Annotated in this window: 12 protein-coding genes; 6 read left to right on the top strand and 6 right to left on the bottom strand. The window is 68.3% G+C overall.

Annotated features, from left to right (window positions below; translation table 11 throughout):
• Window positions 1-570: 570 nt before the first annotated feature.
• Window positions 571-1,395 carry an isocitrate lyase/PEP mutase family protein gene (locus ACZ63D_RS12405; protein WP_465354363.1) on the bottom strand — a complete coding sequence of 275 codons (825 nt, stop codon included), beginning with the start codon at window positions 1,393-1,395 and terminating at the stop codon, window positions 571-573.
• Between the two features lie 87 nt (window positions 1,396-1,482).
• A complete protein-coding gene (locus tag ACZ63D_RS12400) occupies window positions 1,483-2,115 on the bottom strand; it encodes a peptide deformylase (protein ID WP_465354362.1) in 633 nt (210 codons plus the stop codon).
• 93 nt (window positions 2,116-2,208) lie between these two features.
• Between ACZ63D_RS12400 and ACZ63D_RS12395 the strand changes: the two genes are divergently transcribed.
• Entirely contained in the window at window positions 2,209-3,405 is a 1,197-nt protein-coding gene (locus tag ACZ63D_RS12395; RefSeq protein ID WP_465354758.1) for a cysteine desulfurase-like protein, read from the top strand.
• Window positions 3,406-4,140, top strand: coding sequence for an enoyl-CoA hydratase-related protein (locus tag ACZ63D_RS12390; RefSeq protein ID WP_465354361.1), 735 nt, complete (start codon window positions 3,406-3,408; stop codon window positions 4,138-4,140).
• Here ACZ63D_RS12390 and ACZ63D_RS12385 read toward each other — a convergent pair.
• Window positions 4,137-4,652, bottom strand: a complete 516-nt coding sequence (locus ACZ63D_RS12385; protein WP_465354360.1) for a TetR/AcrR family transcriptional regulator — start codon at window positions 4,650-4,652, stop codon at window positions 4,137-4,139. The genes ACZ63D_RS12390 and ACZ63D_RS12385 overlap by 4 nt on opposite strands.
• The gene (locus ACZ63D_RS12380) at window positions 4,585-5,190 is read right to left on the bottom strand and encodes a GNAT family N-acetyltransferase (RefSeq protein WP_465354359.1); all 606 of its coding nucleotides are present in this window, start codon (window positions 5,188-5,190) and stop codon (window positions 4,585-4,587) included. The genes ACZ63D_RS12385 and ACZ63D_RS12380 overlap by 68 nt, the downstream gene beginning before the upstream one ends.
• A 306-nt stretch (window positions 5,191-5,496) precedes the next feature.
• On the opposite strand from ACZ63D_RS12380, the gene ACZ63D_RS12375 reads away from it, so the two are divergent.
• The 4 genes from ACZ63D_RS12375 to ACZ63D_RS12360 all read left to right on the top strand — a co-directional run bounded on the left by ACZ63D_RS12375 (window position 5,497) and on the right by ACZ63D_RS12360 (window position 8,373).
• Window positions 5,497-5,919, top strand: a complete 423-nt coding sequence (locus tag ACZ63D_RS12375; protein ID WP_465354358.1) for a hypothetical protein — start codon at window positions 5,497-5,499, stop codon at window positions 5,917-5,919.
• 543 nt (window positions 5,920-6,462) lie between these two features.
• Entirely contained in the window at window positions 6,463-7,017 is a 555-nt protein-coding gene (locus tag ACZ63D_RS12370) for an Rv1733c family protein (protein WP_465354357.1), read from the top strand.
• A gap of 367 nt (window positions 7,018-7,384) precedes the next feature.
• On the top strand, window positions 7,385-7,834 hold the full coding sequence (locus ACZ63D_RS12365) for a helix-turn-helix domain-containing protein (protein WP_465354356.1): 450 nt from the start codon (window positions 7,385-7,387) through the stop codon (window positions 7,832-7,834).
• On the top strand, window positions 7,831-8,373 hold the full coding sequence (locus ACZ63D_RS12360; protein ID WP_465354355.1) for a toxin: 543 nt from the start codon (window positions 7,831-7,833) through the stop codon (window positions 8,371-8,373). Before ACZ63D_RS12365 ends, ACZ63D_RS12360 begins: the two co-directional genes overlap by 4 nt.
• 264 nt (window positions 8,374-8,637) lie before the next feature.
• Here the strand turns inward: ACZ63D_RS12360 and ACZ63D_RS12355 are convergent, their stop codons facing one another.
• Together ACZ63D_RS12355 and ACZ63D_RS12350 are read right to left on the bottom strand one after the other, a co-directional pair.
• The gene (locus tag ACZ63D_RS12355; protein WP_465354354.1) at window positions 8,638-12,051 is read right to left on the bottom strand and encodes an aminotransferase class I/II-fold pyridoxal phosphate-dependent enzyme; all 3,414 of its coding nucleotides are present in this window, start codon (window positions 12,049-12,051) and stop codon (window positions 8,638-8,640) included.
• A 106-nt stretch (window positions 12,052-12,157) separates the two neighbouring features.
• The gene (locus tag ACZ63D_RS12350; RefSeq protein ID WP_465354353.1) at window positions 12,158-13,099 is read right to left on the bottom strand and encodes an NAD-dependent epimerase/dehydratase family protein; all 942 of its coding nucleotides are present in this window, start codon (window positions 13,097-13,099) and stop codon (window positions 12,158-12,160) included.
• Between the last annotated feature and the right edge of the window lie 212 nt (window positions 13,100-13,311).

Raw genomic sequence — 13,311 nt, 5'->3', positions numbered from 1 at the left:
ACTCCCTTGAGGCAGCTCAAGGCGAGCCGAGCGAACTTCCGCAAGCCGACTCGGCCCAATCCGGGTGGACCGGCTCGGGTTGGCACCGATCGAGGCGGACTGGCTCAGGTCGACACCGACCCACGCGCACCCGCTCGGGTTGGCACCGATCAAAACGGACCCGCTCGGATCAGCACCAACCCACGCGCGTCCAAACGACTCAGCACCGATCAAAGCGGACTGGCTCGGGTCGGTCCCGATCGAAGCGCACCGCCTCGACTCGGCACCGACCCACGCGCGTCCACTCGGGTCGGCACCGATCAAAGCCGACCGGCTCGAATCGGCCCCAATCCAAGCGCACCGACTCAACTCGGCACCGACCCACGCGCACCCACTCGGGTCGGCACCGATCAAAGCCGACCGGCTCGGACGGTCCCGATTCAAGCGCACCGGCTCGAGTCGGCCCTGAGCCAAGCGCACCCACTCGGGCCTGACCCGAGCCAAGCGCATCGGCTCAAGTCGGCACCCACCCAAGCGAACCCACTCAGGTCAACCCCGAGGCCAGCCTCCCCCTCCCCGCCGTAGCCGGGCTCAGCTGAACCAGCCGTTCACCGTTCCGAAGTCCAGTGCGCCGGTCACCTCCCCGTAGGTCCCCTGCTTCAGCACCTCGGCCGCTGCGTGGTGGGCCAGGGAGTAAGCCGCTTGGGCGATCGCCGTTCCGACGCTCACCCGGCGCACCCCAGCCGCGGCCAAGTCCGCGACCGGGGGTGCGCCTGGGCCTGCCATGGCGCTCACCGGGATCGGCGAGGACTTTGCCAGTTCCGCCAGTACTTCGACGTCCACCAAGCCCGGGACGAAGATGCTGTCCGCTCCCGCGTCGGCGTAGACGCGGGCTCGGGTGAGCACGTCGTCGAAACGGCCGCTGGGCTCACCGATTCCGAAGAGGTACACGTCCGTCCTGGCGTTGAGCCACAGCTCCGAGAGGCCGGCCGTGGCAGCGGCGGCTCGGGCCGCGGTGAAGCGTTCTGCCTGTTCGTCCGGGGTGAACAGGGTGGCGGTTCCGGCGCGGGAGTCTTCCAGGTTCACGCCTACCGCTCCGGCCTCGACTACGCCGGTCACGGTTTCCGCGACGGCCGACGGGGCCAGGCCGTACCCGCCTTCTACGTCGGCGGTGACGGGGACTTCCACGGCTGCGGCGATCTGAGCGATGACCGCCAGCATCTCCGCGCGGGAAAGATGCTGGCCGTCGCCTCGGGCCAGTGCCCAGGAGACGCCTCCGCTGGTGGTGGCGATCGCCGGTGCGCCGGCGCGTTCGATGGCGACCGCGCTGCCCGCGTCCCAGGCGTTCGGCAGCACGAGGACGTCCGCCGAGTGCAGGTCGCGGAAGAGCTTTGCCTTGTCTTGCAACGAGTTCACGAGGTTCCTCCCCAGTGGCGGGCCCCGGTCGGGGCGACTGCGGAGGAACGTATCAGCGGGCACCGACAAAAACCGGAGCCGAAGGCGTCAGGGGAGGTCGAAGCCCAGTTCGCGGGCGGCTTCGGCGGGGGTCGGCTGGGTCCACCGGCGCGCGACGGCCTCGTGGGTGGACAGCGAGCGCAGTTCGGCTCGGTCCAGGTACAGGACGCCGTGCAGGTGATCCGTCTCGTGTTGCACGATTCGTGCTGGCCAGCCGGACAATTCCTCGTCCAGGGCCGCACCGGTTTCGTCGGTGCCGCGAAGCCGGATCCGCAGGGCTCGCGCGACGACGGCCTGCCAGCCGCGCACGCTGAGGCAGCCCTCGAAGAACGCGGCGGTTTCGTCGCCCACTCGGGTGTAGACAGGGTTCACCAGCACGCGGAACGGCAGCGGGACGATCCCGCGGGTGGCGAGGGTGGATTCGGCGACCCCGGGACGTTCGCGGGCACTATCCTCGACGACCGCGATCCGGACCGACAGGCCGATCTGCGGTGCAGCGAGGCCGACACCGGGCGCGGCCCGCATGGTCTCCTTCATCCCCTCGATCAGCGCGGACAGCATGTCCTCGCTCAGTTCGCCCTCGTACGGGCGCGCGGCGGCGCGCAGCACGGGGTCGCCTGCCTGCACGATCGGCCACGGCAACGGCTGGGCGAGCAGCTTCTCCACCTGTTCGGCGAGCACTGGCGAACCCCTCTCCAAGGGCAATGGGACAGCGGCATGATCGCACCCGCGCGGAGCACGACACTCGCCCGGGGATCAGGCAAGCTGGCAGCCGTGGCCTATGACGTGAACGCGATCCGCAAACACTTCCCCTCGCTCGAGAACGGCGCTGCCCACTTCGACGGACCCGGCGGCTCCCAGGTCCCGGACGTGGTCGGCGACGCAGTGTCCTCGACTCTCTGCTCCGCGATCTCGAATCGCGGCACCGTCACCGCGGCGGAACGTCGCGCGGACGGCGTCGTGCGCGAAGCCCGGCAAGCTGTCGCTGACCTGCTCGGCGCGCGCCCGGAGGGGATCGTGTTCGGTCGCAGCATGACCCAGGTGACCTACGACTTCTCCCGCACGCTCGCGAAGAACTGGGGCCCGGACGACGAGGTCGTGGTGACTCGCCTGGACCACGACGCCAACGTCCGGCCGTGGGTGCAGGCCGCGGAAGCCCGCGGCGCGACTGTTCGCTGGGCGGACTTCGACTCCGAGACAGGCGAGTTGCCGACGTCAGCGGTCACGTCGCTGCTCACTGACCGGACGCGCCTGGTCGCGGTCACCGCGGCGTCGAATCTCCTGGGCACGCGCCCGGATATTCCGGCGATTACCGCCGCGGTACGCGAAGCAGGCGCGCTGAGCTATGTGGATGGCGTGCATCTGACGCCGCACGCGCCAGTCGACATCGCCGCTCTGGGTGCAGACTTCTACGCCTGCTCGCCGTACAAATTCCTCGGACCGCACCTCGGTCTTCTCGCGGCCGCGCCGGATCTTCTGGAGACACTGCAGCCGGACAAGCTCCTGCCGTCGAGCAACGCTGTTCCAGAGCGTTTCGAGCTGGGTACGTTGCCGTACGAACTTCTCGCGGGCACTACCGCGGCTATCGACTTCCTCGCCGGACTCGTGCCAAGCGAAGGCAGTCGCCGCGAACGTTTGCGTACGTCGCTGACGGCCCTCGAAGCGCACGAGGACGCACTGCTGCAGCGTTTGGAGGACGGGCTCTCCGCACTGCCGCGCGTCGTGCGTTACGGCTCGCCGACGCGTCGCCGTACCCCCACAGTGTTGTTCTCAGTCACCGGCTTGACCCCGCAGGAGGTGTACGAAGGTCTCGGTGCGCGCGGGATCAACGCACCTGCTTCAACGTTCTACGCCATCGAGTGCGCAAGGCATCTTGGTCTTGGCGACACTGGTGCCGTACGCGCTGGCATCGCGCCATATACGACTGCGGCGGAAGTGGACCTGCTGCTCGCTGCTGTCGCGGAGCTGTGAATGAGCATCGAGACGACCGTCGACGGACAGGTCACCACCATCACCATCAACCGGCCCGAGAAGCGGAACGCGCTCACGAAGGCGATGTACGTCGCCCTCGCGGACGCCTTCGACGCCGTCCGCACGCCGATAGCAGTACTAAGCGGAGCGGGCGGTGCGTTCACCGCAGGCAACGACCTCGGTGACTTCCTCGCGCACAAAGCCGGTGACAGTACGAAGACGCCCGCGCGGGTCTTTCAAGAGGCGTTACTCGCGACGCAGGCAGTAGTGGTCGCATCGGTCGACGGTCCGGCTGTCGGCATCGGCGCGACCCTGCTGCTGCACTGCGACCTCGTCTACGCCACGGAACGCAGCTACTTGCAGTTCCCGTTCGTACCGTTGGGCCTAGTGCCGGAGTTCGGCAGCAGTTACGCATTGCCGCGCCGAGTCGGTCCACAGCGGGCGACGGAACTGCTGCTGTTCGGAGAACGCCTGTCCGCGGCCGAGGCGGCGCAACTCGGGTTGGTCAACGAAGTGCTCCCTGACGAGACAGCGCTCCGCAAGCGAGTCTCGGAACGCGTCACGACCCTCGCCGCGCGATCAGTGCGCGCGTTGACAGCGACGCGCGCGCTGTTGCACGACCGCACCGACGAGAGCGTCGAAGAACGAATGGAGTCGGAGTCCGCGCACTTCGCCGAACTGCTGCACGACCCGGACACTGTCGCCACGTTGCGCGCGAAGCTTGACAGGCGTTAGCGGCGACGACGCTTGTCCACCGCGGCGTCGAGAACTGGACCTAGCTCGTCGACGATGGTGTCGAGGGGCGTCACTGAGCGCTCGACCCGCGCTAACACCACGGCCCCTTCGAGCGCACTAATCATCAACACTGACAGCGAAACAGCACGCGCCGCCGGTACACCCATCTGCTCCAGCGCGGACACGATGGGCTTCCGCCACTGCACGAACGCGTCGTTCGCGCGCTCGCGCAACGGTTCGCTCGACGCCGCCGTGTCGGTGACTGTCGCCACCAACGGACAGCCGCCGGCGTAACCGATCTCAAGGAACTCTGCGCGCCAGTACTCGACAATCGCGGCGAAGAGCGCGGACGGCGTCGGGTCCGTCAAGGAGTCCATCGCGCGCGTCACGCGGCGCGCGGTGTAGCGGCCCGCCCAGTCGATGGCTTCGCCGAACAGCTGTTCCTTACCGCCCGGGAAGTAGTGCTGCAGCGACCCCCGCGGCGCTCCGGCATGCGCTACTACCTCGCGCATGCCGGTGCCGCTCAAGCCCTGCGTACGCAGCAACTGCGCAGCGCTGAAGACCATCCGGTCGCGCGCCGGCCGATCCGTCATCGAGCGTCTCCTCCGTGACCGTCAGCTCGTACTCGTTTTCGTCGCCGTATCCCGGGACGAAGCGGAAGCCGCACGCCCGCAGCAATCCTTCCGCAGCGACATTGCCCTCCTGCACGGTGGCGTGCAGCGTCCAGCCTCGCCACTGCTCGGCGGCCAACCCGACCAGACCGCTGCCGATGCCGCGCCGCTGCCACCGGTCGGCGACGAGAAGCCCCAGCTCGACGCGGTGATCGTCCTCGGCGACCGCGTTGAGCAGCCCCGCGGGTTCGCCGGAAAACTCCGCGACGAGGGCGGTGCCGGCAAGCAGGAAGCGCTGGTACCGGGCCAGCACCGCGTCCGGTTCGATCAGGCCGCCGAGAGTGAAGCGGCGGCTCAGCGATTCCGGCGAGCAGGCACGGACGAGATCGGCCACGGAACCGGCGGTGGCCGGTCGCACGGCGGTCATGACAGTCGTCATAACCCGAGGGTCGCACACGGCGAGGGCTATGACAAGTGTCATGGCAGTTGTCACGCTGCCGACATGGCCCGGGTCGCCCGCCGGTCCCGGGCCCGCTGGCGGCCACCGGTTTCGGGCAGAGGAAATTCACTGTTCGTGTGCGCGATACCCCATCGGCGGTAATTCCACCGATTAATCGGGGCTCGACCACGATGCGTGGTCGCCAGGCCTCTTTGGGTGAAAACGGTTACCGAAACCTTCCCGGATCCTGTTTCTTCCTTATATTTTCCTGGACGCTCCGGCCAGGAGAGCAAAGGAGAAACGGCCATGACCCAGTCGCTCGAGGTTCCGACGAAGGAATTCTGTCTCGACTGGACGATGGACGGGGACAATGGCGGCAGGGTGCACTTCACCCTGTCCGGGCAGGTGAGCCTGCTGGACGGCAAGCGGTTCTACAAGGTCGACGGCGTGCTCTACATCGCGGACGGCAGCGCGTACTGCCGGGAGATCGGGAACCCGCGGCTGTACGTGCGGCGCAACGGCGTCGAGGAGTCCGGACGGCAATGGGGCTGGGAAGCGATCAGTTCCCGCAAGAGCGCGAACCGGCTCTGCACAATGGACGGCTATTTCGTGCGCACGGGCTACTGGGCGCCCGCCGATCGCAGTATCCAACTCGGAATCGTCGCCGAACACGGGATCACCCGGCGGCGTTCGTACAGTTCCACGGAGACCATTCGATTGGTCGACTGAACGGTTCCCGGCTATTGGGAGAACTCCACGGTTTGTGTTCGGTGACAGCCCGGGCAGATGAGCTTGCCCGGGCGTCCGCGCCGGAAACCCGAGGTTGCGCGCCCGCGAACATCAGGCACCCAGCGCGCAAGGACACGAGATCGCTTACCCGCCAACGCGAACCGTGCGAACCAGACGATCCGCCGAACGCCCGCGTCGCCGAACCTTGGGTACCGCAACCCATCCGCGCGGCAACCCGGCGAAAGACCAATCCCGCCAACGCGTACCGGGCCGGTGAGACATTGGCCTGGACCACTCGCACTCAGGACCGGGCGAGAGCCGCGCCGTCGCGACCCGAACCGCCGGTCGTCGTCACCCACACGGGTAAACCCGAGGCCCGGAGGTAAGCAGAAACACACTGGATCCCCAGGAAAAACGCGAAAAACGTTGTGCGGGACACAGCGCTCGCGCGCGCGAAAGAGGACCATGTACGGCATGCGGAACAGGACTCGGGCAGGCAGACCACCACACCTTGGTAAACGATTGCTCCGCCGGCTCGGCGCCGTGCGCAACCCGCTCGTGCGACGGTCGGACCGGATCGAAGGCGTGCTCGCCGGGATCGTCACGCTGCTGGCGCTCATCGCCATTCCCTTCGCGATGATGATCGGCAGCAAGGACATCGCCGCGGAGACCGCCGCGTCGGACGCGCAGCTGCAGTCGCGGCACCAGGTCACCGCCACGGTGCTCACGACGGCCACGCAGCCGGCCGCTTCCGTCGGCGACAGCGCGCCGATCGCCAACACCGCGCGCGTGAACGCGGTCTGGAAGCCGCCGAACGGCGTGCAGCGCACCGGGATCATCACGGTGCCGAGCGCTTCCGCGACCGAGGGCTCGACCACCGAGATCTGGCTCGACGACTCCGGCAAACAGACCACCGCCCCGCTGACGCACGCGGACGCGGTCACCAACGGCGTGCTCGTCGCGGCCTTCTGCTGGCTGTGCGCGGTCGCGGTGCTGGGCGGCGCGTTCTGGGTGGCACGGCGGGTGCTCGACCACCAGCGCGCGGCGCGGTGGGCCGCCGAATGGGCGCAGTTCGCCGGACCCGAAGCGGTTCGCTGACCTGCTCCGGCGCTCGCTGGACGTCCTCCGGCGCTGAACCACCAGCCCGGAGACCGGAAGTTCCGCACGTTCTTCCAGCACCGGCATCTGCGGAGGTCAGGCATAATGCGCCGGGCCCGGAGGCAGTTCGCTGACGCTTCTGCTGCCTCCGGGCCCGGTCTCGGCGGACCGAGCGGGGCGACACCCCCAGCGTCGCCCCGGGCCGGTACTACGCCTGCCGCTGTGCCCGGAATGTGGCGAGTTAGCCACCAGCTATCTCGTTGAGGCACAGTCTTGTGGAGCCCTCCGGCGATTGTCAACTGTGAGCTAATCTGAGATAGTCGCCTTAGCTGAGAGCAATCAGCTGCAACTGGAGGGGCGTAGCAGCATGTCCGAAGACACTCATCCGGCGGATGACCGGCCCACCCTGGCCTCCAGACTCGACGACCTCTTCCGCACCGTGCGCCCGCAGGGCAGGCACTGGACGAACGCCGAGGTGGCAGCCGAACTCAAACGGGCCACGCCGGAGCTGAAGGTCGGCGCGGTGTACTTGTCTCAGCTGCGCACCGGCAAACGGACCAACCCGTCCCAGGAGCTGCTGGCCGCGCTGGCGAAATTCTTCGGAGTCTCCGTCGCGTACTTCTTCGACGACGAGATCGCCGGGTCGGTATTGTCCGAACTCGCGGCCGTGGAGGCGATGCGCCAGGCAGGCGTCCGAGCGGTCGCGATGCGCGCGGCGGGCATGCGCGAGGAAAACCTCCAGGCGATCACCACGATCATGGATCAATACCGCAAAATGCAGGGGCTGCCCCCAGTCACGGACGAAGCGGCACGGTGACCGGCACCCCGTCCGAAGCCCCGCAGCGGCGCGAGCAGCTGCGGCGGATGCGCGACGAAGGCGCCCAGCGGATCGCCGAACTGGGCCTCCCGCCGAAATACGACCTGGCCGCCCTCTGCGCGCGCCTCGGCGAGATCCGCGAACGGCCGATCACCCTCGTGCCGCTGCCGATGCCCGCGTCGCACCCGTGCGGCATGTGGGTAGCCGCGCGAGGCGAAGACCTGATCTTCTTCGACGCCAACACCACCGGGGCGCACCAGGAGCACATCATCTTGCACGAGCTGGGTCACATCATCTGCTGCCATCGCGGCTCGGGTCTCCTTGACGACGAGAGCGCCCGCTCGCTGTTCCCCAACCTGGACCCGGACATCGTCCGGGACATGCTGATGCGCGCCACCTACGACGACGCACAGGAACAGGAAGCCGAGATCATCGCCTTCCTGCTGTCCGAACGCATGGGCACGCCGTCGAAGCCGATCGCCGAAACTCCCGAAGCAGGGGAGAAACCGATGGACCGGATCGAGCGATCGCTGCTCTAGCCCCCGCGAGACCCCGGTCCGTTAGGGGAACCCGCACAGCCCCGGGCACCCACCCGCGAAACCGCAGCCGAGCCACCCCGCGAAACCCAGGCACCCAGCCCTGGCCCTGCACCCCGATACGAAGCCTTCTCTGCGGTTCGGGGGTGGTTGTCAAGGCATCTTTCCCGCCTTGGCAACCACCCCCGAACCGTCAGCACACTCGGGCTTCGGGGTGCCCCACGCACGAAGACCCCGCAATGTCGCCCCCCAGGGGCGACGAGCCGATCACCCCTCCCCCAACCGCCCCAACTCCGCCCCCAAAACCCCCACCGCGTACCGCAACTGATCCGCCCGGTGCTCGCTGGTGATGAAGAACCTCAACCGAGCCAGCTCCTCCTCCACCGCCGGATACAGAATCGGATCCACCACCACCCCCCGCTCATACAACGCCGTAGCCAGCCTCAACGCCACCGCGGAACTCCCCACCACACAAGGCACGATCGGCGTATCCCCAGCGGACCCAGTCGGCACCCCGACCTCGGTAGCCATCTCCAGGAACAACCGGGAATTCTCCCGCAACCGCACCAATCTCTCCGGTTCCTCCCGCAAAACCCGCAACGCGGCAAGGGAAGCCGCCGCGTTGGCCGGAGTAATCCCCACGCTGTAAACGAACCCCGGCAGCGAATACCGCAACCACCGCACCACCCGAGCCGACCCGGCCAGATACCCTCCGCACCCGGCGAGCGACTTCGACAGCGTCCCCATCCACACATCAACCCCGGAGCGATCCACCGCGAAGTGGTCCCCCACCCCAGCCCCCCGCGGCCCCATCGTCCCGATGCTGTGCGCCTCGTCAACCATCAGCAACGCCCCATAGCGCCGCTTAAGCTCAATCAGCGCTGGCAAATCCGCGACGTCACCGTCCATGCTGTACACGCCCTCGACCACGATCAGCACCCGCCGAAACCGGGACCGAGACCGGCGCAGCACATCCTCCAGCCGCGCGGTGTCGTTGTGTGGAAACGGCTGCCGCGTAGCGCCGGACAGCGCACATCCTTGCAGAATGCTGTCGTGCGCCAGCGAATCGTGCACGATCAGGTCACCTGGTCCCACCAGATGACCGATCGCTCCGACATTCGTGGCGTGCCCGCTCACCAGCACCAGACTGTCCTCGACCCCGAGGAACGCGGCGAGCTCCGTCTCCAAATCGCGCGACAGATCCCGATCCCCGGCAAGCAATCGGCTGCCGGACACCGAAGTTCCGTACCGCTCGACAGCCTCGTGCACCGCCGCGGTCACCGCCGGATGCCCGGCCAGCCCGAGATAGTTGTAGCTGGAGAAGGACAAATACTCCCGCCCGGACACCGAAGTCGTAGCGTCCATCCGCCCTTGATGCTTGCGGAAGTACGGATTCGGCACCCCGAGATCGTCGAACTCTTTCAGCCGCGCCTCGATCGCCGCCGCCTCCGGGAACTCCTCGATCGCCGCGCTCGCCGGATCCCACGACGGGACCGGAGCGGCCGGAGCCGGAGCGACCGGAACGGGAACAGCGGCAGACGCCGAAGCCGTCGCGGGAGCGAGCATCCCGGCCACCGCCCCCACCGTCAGCGCACCCGACTGCTCGACCTCCAGCGGCAAGCCCGGGAACCGCTTGCGCAACCGGCCCTCCAGCTCGGTGAGCATCAGCGAGTCGAACCCGAGATCGTCCACGAGCAACTGCCCGGCATACAGCTCGCTGACCGGAAACGCCGTCGTCCGCGCGACTTCTTCCAGCACGACCGCCAGCACATCCCGCGCGGACGTCGACTCCTGCACCTCCTCGACCACCGCCGGAGCAGCACCTAGCGGCTCCAACGTCTGCGCTTTGGCGAGCTTCGCGTCGTCGACCACCCAATGCCGGCGCGGACTGAGCGGACTCGGCGGAAGGGTGCAGAGCGGCAGGCCGTCCGCCACCGGTCGCAGCCCGGCACCGGTCACCGCACGCGGGGCCAGCTTGGCGGGCGGGCCGTCCTCGACCGGCTCGTCTCCCGGTGACACGACACCGGCGAATACGCCCGGAACCAGCTCGCCGCCTTGCCCGGATTCGAGCGCGACCGACGCGGTGACGAGTTTGGAAATCGCGTCGGCGACGTCGGCCGCGGCCACCGCGAGCCGCTCCGGGAAGAGCGTCCGGCGGGCGAGTGTGCCCGCGACGGCGGCCAGCGGCGGATTCTCGCGGCAGAGCGTCTCGGCCACCTCGCGGGCATGCCGAGCCAGCCCGGCCCGGTCCCGCGCGGTCAGCAGCAGCAACCGCGGCGTCTCGGCGGGCGGCGTTTCCTGCGCGGCTTCCTCGAGGACCACGTGCACGTTCGAGCCGCCGAAGCCGAACGCGCTCACCCCGGCCCGGCGCGGACCGTCGCTCTCCCACGGCGTGAGCTGACCGGCTACCTGGAGCCCGGCGTCCCGCAGCGGCAGATGATCCGCGGGTTCGAAATCCGGCTGCGGCAGAATTTGTCCCTTGTGGACGGACAAAATGGACTTGATCAATCCGGCGATTCCCGCCGTGCCAAGGGAATGCCCGACCACCGACTTCGCCGCACCGAGATACGCCGGGTTTTCCGCGCCGCCGCGCAGTTCGGTCAGCGCGCTGATTTCCACGTCGTCGCCGACCGCGGTCGCGGTGCCGTGCGCTTCCAGGAAACCGACCGAGGCCGGATCGACGCCCGCGTCCCGGTAAGCCCGCCGCAACGCCAGCAGTTGGCCGGATTCCTGCGGCATCATGCCGCCCTTGACCGTGCCGTCGTTGGACAGCCCGACGCCGCGGATCACTGCGTACACCCGGTCTCCCGCCGCGCGGGCGTCCGCGAGCGGGCGCAGCACCAGGACACCGGCCCCCTCGCCGAGCACGAATCCGTCGGCCCGGCGGTCGAACGGACGGCATTCGCCGGTGCGCGAGATCGCGCCGATCCGGCACAGCCCCACGAACAGGTCCGGGGTCAGCACCAGCTGCGCGCCGCCGGCGACGGCGATCCGGCAGCGGCCCGCCCGCAGCGCGAAGACCGCGTTCGCCACCGCGGTCAGCCCGCCGGAGCAGGCCGAATCGAGCGCGTAGCTCTCGCCGTGCAGGTCGAAGACGTTGCTGATCGAGCTCGGCCCCATGTTCAGCAGCAGCCCGGCCATCGCGGTGGCGTGCAGGCCGCTGACCGCGGACGCCGCCTCCGCCATCGCCGGATCCCCCGCCCGGCCGAACTCGCCGCCGATCAGCTGTTTCAGCCGCAGGTGCAGCGTGCTCATGTCGCGGTAACCGCTGTCGCTGAGCGACATGATCACCGACGTGTCGTCGCGGTCGAAGCCCTCGGCTTCCCATCCCGCGTCCTGCAGCGCTTCGCGGGTCAGGTCGACCAGCAGCCGGTGCTGCGGGTCGAGCGATTTGGCCCGCCGCGGCGGGATCTTGTAGTGCCCGGCGTCGAAGTCCCCGACGTCCTCCAGCAGCGCCATGCGGTCGGAGTAGACCGCGGTGCTGTCCCGGAAATCGTCGCGGTAGAACGCCTCGCGCCGCCACCGCGAATCCAGCACTCGCCGAAACTGCGGTTTGGGCTCGCTCAGCAGATCCCAGTACTCGTTGACGTTGCGCGCCCCCGGAAAACGGCATCCCATTCCGACAACGGCGATGTCCTGGCTATTTTCGGATTCTTCCCACCCAGATCCCGCAGACCCCATGGCATGACTTCCTCGTGCCGATTCCCACCCAGTCGACACCGAGATTGCCCGTTCCTACCCGGTTTTTCAAGAGTATTGGGCATCATGCGGAGGAATGCACAGAATATCAACCCACGGTAGCCGGTCGATCACGCCACCAGGCCACGGTGGCGGCGATTTGATCTTTTTCCGCGGTCGGCGCGATACCGAAAAACTCCTGTGCGGCACGGGAATCGAGCACGTACGGGCGGTCGAACTGGTAGCGGACCTCCGCCAGCTCGCGCACCATCGGCGAAACGAGCCCGGCCGCTCTGAGTAACATCGGGGAAAGGCGTTGCACAGGCACTGGCGGCACTCCGGCGGCTTCGCACAACAGCGCCACCATCACCCGAGCGGACCTCGGCGGACCAGTCGGCACGTGCCACGTCTTGCCCCACGCCTTTTCTTCCCGGGCGGCCGCGACCAGCGTGCGCGCGACATCCGGAATGTAGGTCCAGCTGTGCGGCGCGTCCGGATCGCCGAGCACCTGGACCTTCCGTCCCCGCAGCACGTTCGGCACGACCCGGGCGGCGAGATGCCCGCCTTCGGTCACTCCGGGACCGAAGAAATCAGAAGCGCGCACCTCGACCGCGCGAATGCGGCCCTCGTCGTGCAATGCGTGCAGTTGTTCGGAGAGCAATGCCCGGATCCGGCCCTTGGTTCCGGTGGCCGCGAGCGGCAGATTCTCGGTGAGCGGACCGTCGACCGGTCCATAACCGTACAAATTCCCCAGCGACACCAGCAGCGCGCCATTGGCCTCGGCCGCGGCGCAGATCGAGGCCTGCAGCGGCGGCCAATCGGTCGCCCACCGATGATAAGGCGGACTCGCGCAGCTGTAGATCGCTGTCGCGCCCCTGGTCGCCTCGACGAGCGCGGCCTGGTCGGCGGCGTCGAGCGCGACGTGCTCAAGCCCCGGCTCGTTCTCCCGGGACGAACGGCCGATCACCCGGACCCGTTCGCCCTGCCCGGCCAGCAGCGCGGCAGTGGCCGCACCCGCCGGTCCGTACCCGATCACCACCTGAAAACCCATGGCGACACCCTAGCGACGAGTGCGGCCCGTTCCGGCAGTTCACGACCCGGCCATCCGCCATTCACCGCACGGGCGGCCGGCCACGGCGGCCGCACCGGGAATCCATCCGGAATTCGCCCAGGCCAGAACCAGTTTTCCGGCCCTAGTTCCGGCACTTGCGGTGGTGTATGGTCGCCGATCGTGAACGATTCCGCCAAGAGTGCCGCGCACAC

Source organism: Amycolatopsis sp. NPDC104775 (assembly GCF_055583325.1).
The sequence above is the reverse complement of the archived record's forward strand: the minus strand, read 5'-3'. Positions and strand labels throughout refer to the sequence as shown.